Genomic DNA, 16,314 nt, shown 5'->3' with positions numbered 1-16,314 from the left:
GTTTTGCGCTGGCGAGTTTCGCGCAATTAGCGAGCGTCGCGCAATTAGATAGCGGTGAACCCATTATCGACAAAGAGATGCGCGCCGTTAACGAACATCGACTCGTCACTGGCGAGATAGAGGGCGGCGCGCGCCACATCCTCGGGCTCGCCGATCCGGCCCTGCTGAGCGGCAATGGCAGCGTCCGACACATCGACGCCAAGCTTCTGCAATTCGCTCACCTCGCGCAGCCCGTGCGGCGTGCGTATGAAGCCGGGACAGACGGCGTTGCAACGAATATTTCGATCCCTGAACTCCACCCCGATCGCACGCGCAAACATATGCACCGCGCCCTTCGTTGTGTCGTAGAGCACCTCCATCGGCGTTGCGGCCACGGCCGAGATCGAAGACGTGCAGACGATGGAACCGCCGCCCGCAGCGATCATCCCCGGCAGGACGGCTCGCGTCATCAGGAACATGGAACGCACATTGACGGCATGGAGCCACTCCCACTCCTCAAGCGTGGTCTCAAGGAACGGCTTGATGACAATTGTGCCGGCGTGATTAAAGAGCACGGTGACGGCTCCGAACTTTTCTTCCGCACCCTTGACTGCCGCAAGGACCGCGGCCTCTTCCGACACGTCAGCGATCCAGTAATCGGCGACATGGCCTGCAGCGCGTATCTCCTCCGCCGTTTGGCGAGCCGCCGCCTGATTTCGGTCTACGATCGCCACCTTGGCGCCCTCTGCAGCAAAGAGGCGCGCGGCCGCCCCGCCCATGCCTGTCGCGCCGCCCGAGATGATGGCAACTTTCCCCTTCAGTCGATCGACCATGAGCAATCCTCTTTTGCGTTGTTCAGCCTCGCTGCATGTAGTGTTGAAGAGAGTCCCGTCCTATGTCCAGACGATACGGCGAAGCGGCGGTAACCTTACCAAATAACCAACAAAGCAGCTTTCGGTTGTCTCAAGGCGCGACACCGGGCATTTGTATTTTCAGCGGCTCACCATCAGCCGCGGTCCGGAGGGGTCCGGATCGATAGAGCCCGCCCCTGAGGGGCCTGGGGCGGGCTTCCTCAAACACAACAAAGACATAAGTATTGGTGACATTGCGCCGACAAGGCTTGCCGCGCACTAATTGTCGCTGCCTGCGCCGATGCAGACGCCAACGGTCGGCACACGCTAAAGCTGCTCGGCCTTTCGCTGCCCAGCCTAGCTTACGAGAAAAGCGCGGAAATCGTTCACGTTGGTACCCGTCGGTCCGGGTACAAAGAGATCACCCGCAAGATCAAAGGCCGACCATGCATCGTGACGGGCGAGAAACGCCCGCGCATCGCCGCCGGCGCTCCTGATGCGCGCCACTGTACCGGCGTCGCAAAACGCGCCGGCATTGTCTTCGGACCCGTCGATGCCGTCGGTATCCGCAGCCATCGCCACGACACGGTCGATGCCCTGAAGATCGATTGCTGCTGAGAGGAGAAACTCGGAATTTCGCCCGCCTTTGCCGTAGGTTCCTGATCCGATACTGACGGTGGTCTCCCCCCCGGAAAGCAGCACCAGAGGCTTTGGAACCGGAGATTTCACCAAGAACTCGCGAGCGAGCGCCGCGTGCATCCGTCCGATATCCTTCGCCTCGCCTTCGATCGAATCCGAAAGAATAAGAGGCTGCACGCCAAGAGATCTTGCCCGTTCGGCGGCCGCTTCCAGGGACACCCGCGCGGAGGCAATCACATGAACCTCGTTATTGGCAAAGATGCGATCGCCGGCCCTTGGCGCTCTGGCATTTCGGATACAATCGATTACACGCGCCGAAAGATCGATCCGGTAATCCCGGATCACTCGTAATGCCTCTTCCGCATCGCTGCTGTCGGGCACGGTTGGCCCCGACGCAACGAAGGCCGGATTGTCTCCCGGAACATCGGAAACGACGAGGCTGACGACCTTTGCCGGGTGAGCAAGAGCGGCAAGCCGCCCACCCTTGATGCGGGAAAAATGCTTCCGCACGACATTCATGCCGGAGATCGGAGCACCGGACGCGAGGAGCGCTTCGTTCAGGGCGCTTTCGTCGGCGAGGGTAAAACCGGTCGGTGGGGCCGGCAGAAGGGCAGAACCGCCACCGGATATCAGGGCAATAACCAAATCGTCGGAAGTCAGCCCGTGCAGATGGTTCATGAGCGCTTCGGCGGCGATGAGACCGGCTCTATCCGGGACAGGATGAGCCGCCTGCAGAATCTTGGTCGACCGGCAATCCGCGACCGGCCCGTGCCTGGCAACGACCAGACCGTCGAATGGGTGAGACCAGGCGCGCTCGAACGCCGCAGCCATTTGGCTTGCTGCCTTTCCTGCTCCGACAACGATTGTCCTGCCTTTCGGCGGATCTGGTAGATGGCGAAGCAATGCCTCGTACGGGTCGGCGGCCTTGACTGCCTCGTGAAACAGGGCTTGCAGGAAAGCGCGTGGATCGGAAGTCAATCCCTACTCCATATTCAAAGTTCGCGGTCCGAACACTCGGTCTAGCTGACGACTGCCCTCGCCCTCGGTCGCGTCTCGTTGCGCTCGTGGGCGAAGATCGCTGCGGGCAACGGTGGCAGCCCCCGGATAAGATCGGAGCCCCGTTCGCCAACCATGATGGTCGGTGCGTTGGTGTTGCACGATGGAACCCGCGGCATGACCGACGAATCGCAGACCCGAAGCCCCTCGATACCATGGACCTTGAGGTCGAGACCGACAACAGCGTCGGGCCCAGTTCCCATCTTGCAGGTGCCAACCGGATGGTGATCCGTCTTCGCGTTCGCGCAGCCGTAATCAAAGAGTTGCTCGTCGGTCATGACCTTCGGGCCCGGCAGTCGCTCGGCCAGTACGTAGGGCTTGAGCGCGGCCTGCTGCATGATCTCACGCGCAATCTTCAGTCCTTCCAGTGACATGGCCCTGTCATGCGGATCGGACCAATAGTTCGGATCGATCAGAGGGGCAGCACTCGGATCCGCCGAGGAAAGCCGCACCGTTCCGCGTGAACGTGGGTGCAGGTAGGCTGAGTTCAGGGTTACACCGGCGTTTTTCAGACGCTCGACCCCAGCCTCGATGCCGGATCCAAGGCCGAGGTGGAACTGGATATCAGGCGACCGCGCGTCCGGATCGGCATACCAGAAGCCACCGGTCTCGAAGAGAGAGGAGGCAACCGGGCCCGTTTTGAACAGGAGATACTGGACACCCGCCCAGATCGTTCTGTGAAGTTTCGCGACACCATCGTAGGTATGGTCGCCGGTGCATTCGGAAATGACGAAGAGATCGAGGTGGTCCTGCAGGTTGCCGCCGACGCCAGGGAGGTCGTGGTGTACCTTCACCCCTACCGATCGAAGATGGTCGGCTGGGCCGATCCCCGATTGAAGGAGCAACTTGGGCGACCCGATCGCACCCGACGACACAAGTACCTCTCGTTCGGCGCGGACGATTTCGCGGCCCCGCTCCGCGGCGATCTCGACACCGACGGCACGATGACCCTCAAGGACGACGCGCGCGACCCTTGCGCCAGTCCGAACCACCAGATTGTTGCGCGCCTTTACCGGGAAAAGATAAGCCAAGGACGCCGAAGAACGACGCCGGTCGCGTTGCGTCAGCTGGTAGAAGCCAACACCGGCCTGCTGACGGCCATTGAAGTCATGATTATAGGGAATGCCGAGTTCCTGCCCGGCCCGGATATAGGCGTCGCAGATCGGTAGCGGAGAGGCAGGCATCGAGACACCGAGCGGACCGCCATAGGAGTGATAGTCATCGGCAAAGCGCTGATTGTCCTCGGCGCGCTTGAAGTACGGTAGTATGGAGCGATAGTCCCATCCCTCACATCCATCCTCGCTTGCCCAGAGGTCGTAGTCTGCGGCGTTACCCCGGGTATAGAGCTGTGCATTGATCGATGAGCCGCCGCCGATTACCTTCGCCTGCGTATAACGCAGGACCCTGCCCTTCATGTGCTTTTGCGGAACGGTCTCCCAACCCCAGCTCGCGACGCCCTTCGTCATTTTCGCGAAGCCCGCGGGCATGTGGAACAAGGGGTTCCAATCGCCGCCGCCCGCTTCAAGCAGCAATACATTGACGCTCGGGTCTTCGCTCAGCCGGTTGGCCAGCACGCATCCCGCGGGGCCGGCGCCGGTAATAATGTAGTCGAAACGCATTTTTCTATCCCGTTACAAGCGAGGAATGGACAGGCCACCATCGGCGTCGATCACGGTGCCGGTGGCAAAACCGAAGTCGCCGGACGCCAGTGCTGCGCAGATTTTCCCAAGGTCATCGGCCTCGCCCCATCGTTTCATCGGCACGAGGCCGCTTTCGATGAGGGCGTCATACTTTGATGTCACGCCGGCAGTCATGTCGGTCCGGATAATCCCGGGGCGCACCTCAAAGACGGCAATTCCAGAATCCGCGAGCCGCAGTGCGAGCCCCTGCGAGAAGGCGGCAAGACCGGCCTTGCTGATGCAGTAGTCCAGTCGCTCAGGCGAACTCGCCTCGGCTGAGACCGACGTGATGTTGATGATCGATCGCGGATGGGGAGCCGCGCCTGTTACCAGCATTGCCTTGACGACTGCCTGCGTAAAAAACACCGTGCCCTTGAGGTTCGTCGCCATGATCGTGTCGAAGTTTTCAGGAAGCAGGGTGAGGAAATCACCGCGGACGACCGCTGCCATGCCGGCATTGTTGACGAGGCAATCGATGCGGCCGAAGTTCGAAAGCACCGCGCGCACGGTCTCGTGATGCCGAGAAACATTCGAAACATCCGCCTGTAGATAAATCGCATCCACTCCGAAACCGCGAAGCTCGTTGACGACGTCTTGGCTCTCCTCTGTTGCACCCACGCCCGTGATTGCGATGTTGTAGCCGCCCTTGGCCAGGGCGCTCGCAATCCCGAGACCGATGCCGCGGCGTCCGCCGGTGACTATGGCAACTGGCCTTTCAACACCTTCCGTCATGCTTGCAAATCCTTCGAAGCGATGTGGTCGGCAACCCGCAATGCCTGACTGGCTACCGTGAGAGCCGGGTTCACCGCGGCCGAGGTCGGCAGGAAGCTTGCATCCACCACAAAGAGGTTCTGGTGGTCATAGGAGCGGCAATAAGGATCGAGCGGCGCGCTCGCGGGGTCGTTGCCGATCCTGATGGTGCCGCATTGGTGGGACGGCGTGCGTTTATCGAACGGCTTTGAAAGAACGATCGGGAATCCGATCGACTTGAGGACCGACTTCAGCTTTTCGACCAGGTCGAGGTGGGCATCCCAATTCGTCCGTTGCCACTGCAGAACGATTCGCGCTCCATCCACCCGTACGCGGCTTTCCGGATGAGGTATATCCTCACTCATCGCATAGAAATCGATCGCATGGCCGGTGATAGTCTGGAGCAACCATTCCGGCACCAAGGGCAGCGAGCCCTTCAACACCTTTGCCGAGATTCTGCCGAGCAATTGGACGTTCCCAAGCGGCGGACCACCGTTTCCGTCCGACAGATAGAAATCGTTGAATCCGAAGGTCTTTTGATAGATGGACGTGTTCCGAAAGGTCGGCGACACAGCAATCACTGCCGATGAATTGTGGTTCATAAAATTCCGCCCGACCTGATCGGAGGAATTCGCAAGCCCCTTGGGGTGACGCGCATCAGCCGAACACAACAACAGGACCGCTGATTGAACGGCGCCGGCTGATAAAATGACCAGCTTCGGAGTGACAGTCAGGTCATCGCCGTTCTTGCGGTAACGGACCCGGTCGATCCTGCCATTTGCATCGGTCTCGAGCTTGGTCACTTTCGCGTTCGTCTCGAGGCGGACATTCGGATATTCCATGGCCCTGAGGAGAGCGGCGGTCTCCGCATCCATTTTCCCATCGCGGGAATTGGGGTGCGCGTCCCAAGGCGTCTTGGCCTTTGACATCCAGGCGTCGACATTCACTCCCAAGGGCAGCGAAAATGGGTGCAGTCCTTTCGCCTTCAGGCGCGCTCTGACATCGGCAATCGGCGGCTCGTCGGGAACAGGGGGGTAATCGTAGCCGACCGAGTGGGCGGGCTCCGTGGGGTCATCCCCTAGACTGCCCCTGACCTCGTACATCTGCTCTGCGCGGCTATACCATGGCTCCAGAACCTCGTAGGGAAACGGCCATGCGGGCGATACCCCTTCCCTGTGCCGGATCTCCTCGAAGTCCTCACGGCGATAGCGCGAGAGCACTGCGCCGTAGAATTTCGAATTGCCGCCGACATTGTAGTAGTTGCCTGGATTGAACGCGGTACCGTCGGCCTCGTACCACATCTCCTTCGGGCGAAAATGCCCGCGTTGGAAGATCGCCCGTTGGTCGCGGTTCTCGGGGCGATCGGCGATGAAGTCGCCAGCCTCAAGGATCAGGATCTCGGCCCCAGTCGATGCCAATCCCGCCGCAACGGTGGACCCACCCACGCCCGACCCTATGATGACGATATCAGGAGTGCTGCTCATTTCCGAAAATCCGGCTTTCGACTAGGCGATACGCGTCTGGCTTTGGGGATCGAAGAAGACTGCCTTGTCGAGATTGAACGCCAGGCGAGCACTCTGCCCCGGCTGAATTCGGGCGTCAGCGCGTAAACGCGCCACGACTTCCTTCCCACCAAGCTTCGTCACTGCAAATGTATCCGAGCCCGCCGGTTCCACGACTTCGATCAGGCAATCGCTTTCGGCTAGCGCCTTAGCATTACGGTCCGCGCCATCCGGGTCGGTCAACGCCTCTGGTCGGATGCCGAAGACGATCTCCCGTCCCGCATGCGCCTCAAGCGCACCATTGCCTGCTGTGACCGGCAGCCGGACCGGCTCCCCGTGCGGACGTGCGAGCGATACGGTCAGTCCAGCAGCCCCTTTCTCGATAGTTCCGGCGAGAAGATTCATGGCCGGCGACCCCATGAAGTCGGCGACGAACATGTTGGCGGGGTTGTTGTAGATTTCCGCGGGCGTCCCGAATTGCTGTACCTCGCCATCTCGCATGACGGCGATCTTGGTTGCGAGCGTCATCGCCTCGATCTGGTCATGGGTCACATAGACGATCGTCGTGCCGGTCGCCTGGTGAAGCCGCTTGATTTCGATACGCATGTCGACACGCAGCTTGGCGTCCAGATTTGAAAGCGGCTCGTCAAACAGGAAGAGCTTGGGATCGCGCACTAGGGCGCGGCCCATAGCAACGCGTTGCCTCTGGCCGCCCGAAAGCTGACTCGGTTTTCGATTGAGCAGATGGCCGATCTGAAGCACCTTGGCGACCTTGTCGATCGCCTTGTTGCGCTCCTCAACCGGCACGCCGCGCATTTCCATGCCGAACGATATGTTTCCAGCCACCGTCATGTTTGGATAGAGCGCGTAGCTCTGGAACACCATCGCGATATCGCGCTTGGATGGATGCAGGTCGGCGATGCTTCGACCATCGACGCGAATGTCACCCTCGGTGATCGATTCCAGGCCGGCGATGGTGTTGAGCAACGTCGACTTGCCGCAGCCGGACGGACCGACCAACACGAGGAAGCCGCCCTTCTCCAGGTCAAGGTCGATACCCTTCAGGATCTCCAACGAGCCAAAACGCTTCTTGAGACCGGAAATTTCTAGGAAAGCCATTGGATTATCCTTTGACAGCGCCCGCCATCAGGCCACGCACAAAGTAGCGGCCGGCGAGAATGTAGACGAGGAGTGTCGGCAGGGCTGCGATCATCGCCGCTGCCATGTTGACGTTATATTCGACGACACCCGTGGAGGTATTCACGACGTTGTTCAGCGCCACGGTCATCGGCATGGAATCGCCCGTTCCCGCATAGGCCGAGGCAAACAGGAAGTCGTTCCAGATATTGGTGAACTGGTAGATAACCGTGACGACGATGATCGGCAATGAATTGGGCAGCATGATGCGTCGGAAAATCTGGAAGAAGCTTGCACCGTCCACCTGCGCTGCCTTCACCAGCTCGGTCGGGAAAGCCTCGTAGTAGTTGCGGAAGAAAAGCGTCGTGAAGCCGAGGCCGTAGATGACGTGAACGGTGACCAGATTGACCGTCGAATTGCCGAAGCCCAGCGACACGCCGATCTGGTCGCGCAGCGTCGCCCCGAAGCGGCCGAGGCTGCCGAGGATGGTCGCCATCGGCAGGAGCACCGACTGGAACGGGATGAAGCAGGCAAACAGCATCAGGCCGAAGACCAGCGTATGGCCCGGGAAGCGCCACTTGGTCAGGATATAGCCATTGAGAGCGCCCATGATCGTCGAGATCGCCACGGCCGGAACGACCATCTTGATCGAGTTCCAGAAGTAGCCTTTGATGCCGGCGCAGGTCAGGCCGACGCAGGCCTCGCCCCAGGCTTTGAACCAGGGATCGATTGTGGGTGCTTTCGGCAGCGAAAGCATGTTGCCGTTCTGGATCTCATCCATGGTCTTGAACGAGGTAACCAGCATGACGAAAAGCGGCATCAGGTAGATGATCGCGAACATGACCAACAGGCCGTAGATGAAGATCCGGCTGAACAGTCTGCGGCGCGACGCGCTCGTCGCATCGGACATTGTCGAAGTAACAGCGCTCATCGCGATTTCTCCCGCAGCTCGGAATAGAGATAGGGAACGATGATCGCCGAGATCGTCATTAGCATGATCACAGCGCTCGCCGAACCGACGGCCATCTCATTCCGCTTGAACGTGTATTCGTACATGAAGTTGGAAGGCAGCCATGCCGAGCCGCCAGGGCCACCGGATGTCAATGCCACGACGAGGTCGTAGGACTTGATCGCCATGTGGGCGAGCACAATAAAGGCCGACAGGAAGATCGGTCGCAGCAGCGGAATGATGATGCGCCGATAGAGCTGCACCGTGGTTGCGCCGTCGATCTGCGCCGCCTTCATGATCTCGCTATCGATGCCGCGAAGCCCGGCCAGAAACATCGCCATAACGAAGCCGGACGCCTGCCAGACGCCGGCGATGACGACGGTGTAGATCACGAAATCCTTGTTCTTGATCCAGTCGAAGTGGAAGCTCGTCCAGCCGAACTGGTGCAGCGTCTGCTCAAGGCCAAGGCCCGGATCGAGGAACCATTTCCAGGCAACGCCGGTAACGATGAAGGAAAGCGCCATTGGGTAGAGAAAGATCGGTCGCAGTATGCCCTCGCCGCGGATCTTCTGATCCAGCAAGATCGCCAGAAACAGTCCGAGCGCCAGGCAGATGCCGACATAGAGCACGCCGAAAATGCCCATATTGGTGATCGAAGTGTACCAACTGGAGGGCGGATCGTTTTCAAACGTCCAGCGCCAAAGGCGTTGATAGGCGCGCGGCCCCGTCAGGACATAGGACGGAAAGGTCTTGGAATTGGTGAAGGACAGATAGACCGTCCAGATGATGAAGCCGTAGACGAAAATAAGCGTGATGGCGAAACTCGGCGCGAGCACGATCTTCGGCAGCGCGTCCTGCAGCCGCGCGCGGATTGAAATTGGCGTCCCCCGGTGCGGCGCGAGAACGGTTTTATCTGTAGCGATGGTGCTCATGGGGTCATCTCCTCCAACGAGATCGTCCGTTGCGGAATCTTCCCCGCCACAAAGGGCGGGGAAGATCGTGGGAGGCCTTGATTACTTGGCGTCCTCGATAGCCTTCACGAGTTCTTCGACAGCCTGATCGGAGGTCTTGATCTGGCCATGTACGAACTTGGAGATGACGTCCTTGTAGGCATTCGCAACCGCCGGAGGAGCGCCATAGCCCTGCGCCAGCGAACCGAACAGCGTGCCGCCTTCGTTCGCCTTCTTCAGGTCCGCGATCCCCTTCTTGCCGCAAGCGTCGAAGGCGGTATCCGGAACGTCAGTACGCGCCGGAACCGAACCCTTGACGACGTTGAACGCAGACTGGAAGCTCTTTGACAGCGTTGCCTTGGCGAGCGCGACCTGCGCTGCCTTGCGATCAGCTGGCACGTTGAACATGCCGAACATGTCGGAGTTGTAGATCACGCTGCCGTCAGTGCCGGGGAAGCGGTAGCACAGGAAATCCGTGTTCGGCTTCTTCTTGGCCGCGACGAATTCACCCTTTGCCCAGTCGCCCATGACCTGAACGAGCGCATCGCCCTTGATGACCATGGCCGTTGCAAGGTTCCAGTCACGTCCGGAGAAGTTCGGGTCGACGTAGGTGACGATCTTCTGGAGATTGTCGAACGACTTCTTCATCGTGTCCGACTTCAGCGCCTCCTCGTCGAGGTCGTTCATGGCCTTCTTGTAGAACTCGGGGCCGCCAGTCGACAGCACGATCGAGTCGAACATGGTTGCTTCCTGCCAGTTCTGGCCGCCAAGAGCCAGCGGCGTGACACCGGCCGCCTTTGCTTTCTCGAGCAGAGCGATCAGATCATCGAAGGTCTTCGGCTCGGTGCCGCCGATCTTGTCCATCACGCCCTTGTTGATCCACAGCCAGTTGACCGAGTGAACGTTAACCGGGGCTGCAACCCACTTGCCGTCATAAACGGAGAACTTCTGCAGAGCCGCCGGAACCGCCTTGTCCCAGCCCTCGGCCTTCGCCGTTTTCGTCAGGTCTCCCATGACGCCGGCCTGGGCGTAGTCGAGAACGGTGTAGCCGAGCATCTGGGATGCGGTAGGATAAGTGCCCGCAGCGACCATGGCCTTCAGCGCGGTCATCGCCGCATCACCACCACCGCCGGCGACCGGCACGTCCTTCCAGGCAAATCCCTCCTTCGCCAGATCCTGCTTGAGGACGTTGAGGGCCGCAGCTTCGCCGCCCGACGTCCACCAATGCAGCATCTGCACTTCTTTCACGTCGGCGGCCTTGGCAGCGCCGAGGCCAGCCACCGTCATTGTTACCAAAGCAGTCGTCATCAAAAACTTGCGCATCGTTTTCCTCCCGGTTTGCAAGTTCACAAATGCGGAAAATCCGCGTTCAAAAGCCCGTGCACACTCCCCGCACAAGGCTCTGGCTGCCACGGCGCAAGCGCCGCGTGGGTTAATTTAAAACGTTATAAACTTAACCAAGTCAAGTGACCCGCCTCCCCTTTCCACGTTAGGAGCAACATCAATTTCTGCCTGTTTTTGTTGCCTTTTTAGACAATGCTACAGAATCGATCGCGCTGAGGCCGAAATTTAAAACGTTTCCAGTCCAGCATTGCATCGGCTTCGCTGTCGCGTTAGTGTCCCGGCATCCGAGCCATTTGGAGGAAAGCCGAGCGTGTCTCGCATCGCACTGCCGCCCACGACCAGATCGACCCGCAGGAGCGGCAAGCCGACGCTGCGCACCATCGCGGACATGGCGGGCCTTGCCGTAACCACTGTATCGCGGGCGCTTTCGGACGACCCGGTGATCAATCACGAAACCCGCAAGCGCGTCCGCCAGATTGCGATTGATGTCGGCTATTCCCCCGATCGTGCCGCCCAGCGCCTGAAGACCGGCCGCACAAATGTCATCGCCATCCTGCTTGAGCCGCACGAGGAACTCCTCGGCTATGGCACCTCGATCATGTCCGGCATTGCCAAGGCGCTGCAGGGCACCGCCTACCATCTGATCGTCATGCCCAACCTGCCCCACACAACCAACATAGAGGCGGTCAACTACATCATGCGCAACCATATGGCCGATGGCCTGGTGATGTCGCGCACCGAACCTTTCGACCCGCGAGTGCGCTTGCTGATGGAGCACGACTTTCCATTCATCACGCATGGCCGCACCGAACTCTCCACCCCGCATCCTTATGTCGACTACGACAATTTCACGTTCGCCTACGAGGCAACTAAGCGGCTGATCGCCAAGGGACGCCGCAAGCCGGCGCTGATCAGCGGCCCGATGCAGTTCAGCTTCGGCAGCCATATCCTGCATGGCTTCATGACCGCCGTTCGCGAGGCCGGCTGCGCCTATGAGGTCATCTCCGATATAGATCTCGATCATCCGGCCGGCGCGATCCGCGACCGCATCGCAAGACGCCATGGCGAGCCCGATCCGCCCGACGCCTTCACGTGCGGCGGCGAAGTGTGCGCGCTCGCCACTATAACAGGCATGAGCGACTGTGGGCTGGCACTCGGCGTCGAGTACGACATTGTCGCCAAGCAGACCTCGCAACTCCTCTCCGCCATTCAGCCCAAGGTCGAGACCATCTACGAAGACCTGACGGCCACGGGCGAGCAGATCGGCCGCATCCTGAAGAAACGGATCAGCGGCGAGACGGATATGAACCAGCTGCAGGTGCTGTTGACGCCCAAGCCGCCTCTTTCTGGCGAAACTGGAGGCTGATGGCTGCGTCCTTGACCTCCCGGCATTGGTGGCGCCGGCCAAACGTCCCTTGGCCTCCCCGTGCGTCGCGCATCGACCCAATGCGGCCCGATCGTGGAACGCGACAGCTAAGAAGCGAGGGAGGCACGAGGCATCACGTGCGCAAGTCGTCTTCTTTGCAAACATCGATCCAGCCATCTCCTCCCTCCTTTCTCCCGCTTCGGCTCCCTTGGCGACCTTACCGCGGCATCCACCAGCCGGTGCGGCCGCCGATATGCATGTTGAGCGTCTTGGTCTCGGTGTAATCCTCCACTGCGTGACGACCGAGTTCACGCCCGAGGCCTGATTGCTTGTAGCCACCGAACGGCAACTCGGAGGCCCCGTCCATGAAGGTGTTCATCCAGATCGTCCCGGCTCTCACCTTTCGCCCGACGGTCAGGCACGTATCGAAGTCGCGGCTCCAGACGCCTGCCGAAAGCCCGTAGTCGATCGCATTCGCAATCTCGACTGCCTCCGCTCTGGTTTCGAACGTGAGCACGGAAAGGACAGGGCCGAAGACCTCTTCACGCGCAACCGCCATGCCGGGCGTCACAGCCTCTAGGATGGTGGGGGCCATGTATTGCCCCATGCCGAGGTCGAGCTTTTCGCCGCCATGTGCGACTTGCGCACCACTGCTCGTCGCACCGGCAACGTAGCCTGCGATTTTCTCCAAGTGCTGCGGCGTGATGATCGCACCAACTTGCGTCGTTGGATCGAGCGGATCGCCGACCTTCACGTCCCTCGAGAGTTCAGCGATGCGTTTGACCGCATCGGAAGCGATGCTCTTGTGCAGGATCAGACGGGAACCCGCATTGCAGCACTCGCCGGCATTGAAATAGGCACCGAAGACTGCGGCGTCGACGAATGCATCGAGGTCCGCATCGGGAAACACGATCTGCGGGTTCTTGCCGCCGAGTTCGAGCGAAACTTTCTTCAACGTCTGCGCCGCGTTCGTCATGGTGAGCTTGCCGACACCGGTGGAGCCCGTGAACGAAACCATGTCGACCTCCGGATGGGTCGTCAGCACTGCTCCGACCTCCGGTCCCGTACCGGTGACAATGTTGACGACACCATCCGGAACGCCAGCTTCTTGCAGGACTTCGCCGAGGAGGAGCGTCGATCCCGAAGTGAGTTCCGACGGCTTGACGACTGTGGTGCATCCAGCAGCAAGGGCGAAGGGCAGCTTCTGGCCGACGATCAGGAACGGAAAGTTCCATGGGGTAATGATCGATACCACACCGATCGCTTCGCGCAGGACGACACCCAGCGTACCGTCTCCGAGCGTGTTGTAGCTTTCGCCGTGCAGATCACGCGCAAGGGCTGCTGCATATCGCCAGATATCAACCGAGCCGGCGATTTCGCCACGCACCTGCGAGATCGGCTTGCCAGCCTCGATCGCGTCCAGGAAGGCCAGTTCTTCCGCACGAGCCGCGATCAGGTCAGCGGCCTTGAGCAAAATGGCAGAGCGCTCGGAAGCGGTCATCCGCGGCCACGGGCCATGATCGAAAGCCTTGCGGGCGGCAAGGATCGCCCGGTCGGCATCCGCCTTGCTGCCGTTCGGAAAGCGGCTCACAACGATGCCATGACTTGGAGCGACGCGCTCGATCGGCTGGGCAGACCCGGCCTCCCACTTGCCGTCGACCAGCATCTTGAAGTCGCGGGCCTTGTGGTCGCTAAGCGCTCTTGGATTGACCAGAACTGTCATTACCATTCTCCCTTGAATTGAGCCGGGCGCTTCTCGCTGAAAGACGCGACGCCCTCTTTGAGATCGGCGGTTTTCGCGACCAGGATCGACCCCAGGGCTTCGACAGCGGTGCCGTTGTCCTCGCCATTTGCCGACGCGATCATCAGTTTCACGATTTCGAGCGCCGCGGGTCCTCTCGACGCGACCCGTCGCGCATATTCCTTCGCGGCCTCGAGCGCGTTTCCGCTCGATGTGACCGCGTCAACGATGCAAAGGACGCGCGCCTCCTCGGCAGTGAAAATCTCACCGCCCAGTGCCATGCGACGTACCAGTTGCGCCCCGAAACGCTTCACCAGGCGTTGCGTGCCGGACCAGCCTGGCACCATGCCCAGTCCCGTTTCCGGAAGTCCGATCTTGACGTGCTCCTCGGCGATGCGAATGTCCGCGACACCGGCAAGCTCCAGCCCGCCGCCGAGAGCGTGTCCGTTCAGCGCGGCAATCAACGGCACCCTCAGCGTCGCAAGCCTTTCGAACACTCGATGCCCGTATCGGACCCAGGCGTGGCCGAATTGCTGCGGCAGCATCCCGCCCCATGCCTTGATATCGCCGCCAGCCGAGAACCCCTTGCCCTCGCCGGTCAGGATTGCAACGCGCACCTCGGCGTTGGCCTCGACTTCGTCGGCCGCATGCGCCAATGCCTTTAGCATGTCGAGATCCAGCGCATTGAGCTTCTCGGGCCGCGACACCGTCATGATGGCGACGTGATCTTCGACCTCGATTCTGACCATGCCGCTAGCCATTGAAGACACCCTCCAGGACGCGGGCGCCTTTCATCGGCAGAGACAGACCGATGCTTGCTTCGCCGAAGAGCATCGCATCCATGGTCTTGAGGTCCTTTGCCACGATCAGCGGAAACTCGGACTGATCGAGGATGTGGGTTTGCAGGTCGATTCCGGGTGCGATTTCCGTGAGAACAACGCCTTCCGGCGTCAGCTTCATCACGCACCGTTCGGTGACATAGGTGATGTCCTGTCCCTGCTCGATCGCGCGCTTGCCGGAGAAGGTGACATGCTCGACCTCGTTGACAAGTTTCTTCAGCTTACCCTCTTTCTCAATGACCAGCTTGCCGTCGGCGATCGCAAGTTTCGCACCCGCGTTGAACATGCCGGAGAACACGATCTTCCTCGCCCGCGCCGTGATGTCGACGAAGCCACCCGCCCCGGCCGTCACATGCGGCCGGAAGGAAAGTTTCGAGACATTGACCGAGCCGTCCTTGCCGATCTCGAGGAAAGACAGGAGTGAGGCATCGAAGCCTGCACCCTGGAAATAGGTGAACTGATATGGCGACGGCATATAAGCGTCGGCGTTAGACGCGCAGCCGAATGCGAAATCCAGCAACGGAACGCCTCCGACGGCACCTTGTTCGATGACCCAGGTGACGGAGCCGTGCAGCCCTTCCTCAAGCAGGATGCGAGGCACGTTGGCGGAAATACCGAATCCGAGGTTGACGCAGCTACCGGCCTCGAGCTCCTGCGCCACACGCCGGGCGATTACCTTCTGAATATTGAATTCCGGAACACGGAACGTCTCGAGCGGCCGGAAAATCTCACCCGAGATCGCCGCATCATAGAGTGTCTGCGTGGTCTGCTTCTGGTCCGGATCGACGATGACATAGTCGACCAACATGCCAGGCACGCGCACGTCATGCGGCTTCAGCGAACCTTCCTTGGTGATGCGCTTGACCTGGGCGATCACGATGCCGCCATTGTTGCGGGCAGCGAGCGCCTGATCCAGGCCACCGAGATAGGCGCCCTCATGCTCATAGGTAAGGTTGCCGCGCTCGTCGGCCGTCGTCGCACGGATGATGGCGACCTGCGGCACGATCGCCGGGAAGAACAACCAGTCCTCTCCTTCGAACAGGACGCGCCTGACCACGGGCTCCTTAGCACCAAGGTCGTTCATCGCGCAGCCCTGCCTTTTCGGATCGACGAATGTGTCGATACCGACTTTTGTCAGAACGCCGGGGCGCTTGGCAGCTGCCTCGCGATGAATATCGAACATGATACCCGAGGGAATGTTGTAGGCTGCTATCTCGTTTTTCGTGATCATCTGCCAGATCAACGGTGGCTCTGCACTAGATGGACCCGATGGATAGGAACCACCGAGGATCTTCTTCAGGAGTCCCTTCTTGGCAATATGGTCGACACCCTTGATGCCGCTCATGTCACCTGCCGCGATCGGGTGCAGCGTCGTGATATCGCGGGGATGACCGGTGCTGTCGAAACGCTCGCCAATTGCCTTCAACATCAGGTCGGGGCAGCCGAGACCGCTCGACGACGACACGGATACGACGGCTCCGTCGGGGATCAGTGCGGCAGCTTCGGCCGGGGTGATGTGCTTGCTCATCGGA

The 16,314-nt window shown here is 60.3% G+C and carries 13 protein-coding genes; 1 reads left to right on the top strand and 12 read right to left on the bottom strand.

All coding sequences use genetic code 11. The annotated features are described in order from the left end of the window. Nucleotides 1–44 precede the first annotated feature (44 nt). The 9 genes from BN77_RS19830 to BN77_RS19790 all read right to left on the bottom strand — a co-directional run bounded on the left by BN77_RS19830 (nt 45) and on the right by BN77_RS19790 (nt 10,815). Nucleotides 45–812, bottom strand: a complete 768-nt coding sequence (locus BN77_RS19830; protein ID WP_007535206.1) for an SDR family NAD(P)-dependent oxidoreductase — start codon at nt 810–812, stop codon at nt 45–47. A 375-nt stretch (nt 813–1,187) separates the two neighbouring features. Next, nucleotides 1,188–2,447, bottom strand: coding sequence for a glycerate kinase type-2 family protein (locus BN77_RS19825; RefSeq protein WP_007535205.1), 1,260 nt, complete (start codon nt 2,445–2,447; stop codon nt 1,188–1,190). A gap of 41 nt (nt 2,448–2,488) precedes the next feature. Next, a complete protein-coding gene (locus tag BN77_RS19820) occupies nt 2,489–4,144 on the bottom strand; it encodes a GMC family oxidoreductase (RefSeq protein WP_007535204.1) in 1,656 nt (551 codons plus the stop codon). Nucleotides 4,145–4,156: 12 nt separating this feature from the next. Next, nucleotides 4,157–4,936 (bottom strand): 3-ketoacyl-ACP reductase, encoded by a 780-nt coding sequence (locus BN77_RS19815; protein ID WP_007535203.1) that lies wholly within the window; start codon nt 4,934–4,936, stop codon nt 4,157–4,159. Continuing rightward, complete coding sequence (locus tag BN77_RS19810) at nt 4,933–6,438, bottom strand: GMC oxidoreductase (RefSeq protein WP_007535202.1); 1,506 nt, start codon at nt 6,436–6,438, stop codon at nt 4,933–4,935. Before BN77_RS19810 ends, BN77_RS19815 begins: the two co-directional genes overlap by 4 nt. 21 nt (nt 6,439–6,459) lie before the next feature. Continuing rightward, nucleotides 6,460–7,575 (bottom strand): ABC transporter ATP-binding protein, encoded by a 1,116-nt coding sequence (locus BN77_RS19805; RefSeq protein WP_007535201.1) that lies wholly within the window; start codon nt 7,573–7,575, stop codon nt 6,460–6,462. A 4-nt stretch (nt 7,576–7,579) separates the two neighbouring features. Next, a complete protein-coding gene (locus BN77_RS19800; RefSeq protein ID WP_007535200.1) occupies nt 7,580–8,524 on the bottom strand; it encodes a carbohydrate ABC transporter permease in 945 nt (314 codons plus the stop codon). Continuing rightward, nucleotides 8,521–9,474 (bottom strand): carbohydrate ABC transporter permease, encoded by a 954-nt coding sequence (locus BN77_RS19795; RefSeq protein ID WP_007535199.1) that lies wholly within the window; start codon nt 9,472–9,474, stop codon nt 8,521–8,523. The genes BN77_RS19800 and BN77_RS19795 overlap by 4 nt, the downstream gene beginning before the upstream one ends. 81 nt (nt 9,475–9,555) lie before the next feature. Then, nucleotides 9,556–10,815: an ABC transporter substrate-binding protein gene (locus BN77_RS19790; protein WP_007535197.1), complete on the bottom strand. Its 1,260-nt coding sequence runs from the start codon at nt 10,813–10,815 to the stop codon at nt 9,556–9,558. Nucleotides 10,816–11,146: 331 nt separating this feature from the next. On the opposite strand from BN77_RS19790, the gene BN77_RS19785 reads away from it, so the two are divergent. Then, nucleotides 11,147–12,202, top strand: a complete 1,056-nt coding sequence (locus tag BN77_RS19785; protein ID WP_007535195.1) for a LacI family transcriptional regulator — start codon at nt 11,147–11,149, stop codon at nt 12,200–12,202. A gap of 217 nt (nt 12,203–12,419) precedes the next feature. On the opposite strand, the gene BN77_RS19780 is transcribed toward BN77_RS19785, so the two are convergent. The 3 genes from BN77_RS19780 to BN77_RS19770 are packed head-to-tail and all read right to left on the bottom strand — an operon-like array spanning nt 12,420 to nt 16,310. Beyond that, on the bottom strand, nt 12,420–13,925 hold the full coding sequence (locus tag BN77_RS19780; protein WP_007535193.1) for an aldehyde dehydrogenase family protein: 1,506 nt from the start codon (nt 13,923–13,925) through the stop codon (nt 12,420–12,422). After that, nucleotides 13,925–14,704, bottom strand: a complete 780-nt coding sequence (locus BN77_RS19775) for an enoyl-CoA hydratase/isomerase family protein (RefSeq protein ID WP_040677455.1) — start codon at nt 14,702–14,704, stop codon at nt 13,925–13,927. The genes BN77_RS19780 and BN77_RS19775 overlap by 1 nt, the downstream gene beginning before the upstream one ends. Then, nucleotides 14,697–16,310, bottom strand: coding sequence for an acyl CoA:acetate/3-ketoacid CoA transferase (locus BN77_RS19770; protein ID WP_007535190.1), 1,614 nt, complete (start codon nt 16,308–16,310; stop codon nt 14,697–14,699). Before BN77_RS19770 ends, BN77_RS19775 begins: the two co-directional genes overlap by 8 nt. Between the last annotated feature and the right edge of the window lie 4 nt (nt 16,311–16,314).

It is taken from the genome of Rhizobium mesoamericanum STM3625 (genome assembly GCF_000312665.1).
GTDB lineage: Bacteria > Pseudomonadota > Alphaproteobacteria > Rhizobiales > Rhizobiaceae > Rhizobium > Rhizobium mesoamericanum.
Note: the sequence above shows the minus strand (reverse complement) of the source record. Positions and strands in the feature narration are given on the sequence as shown.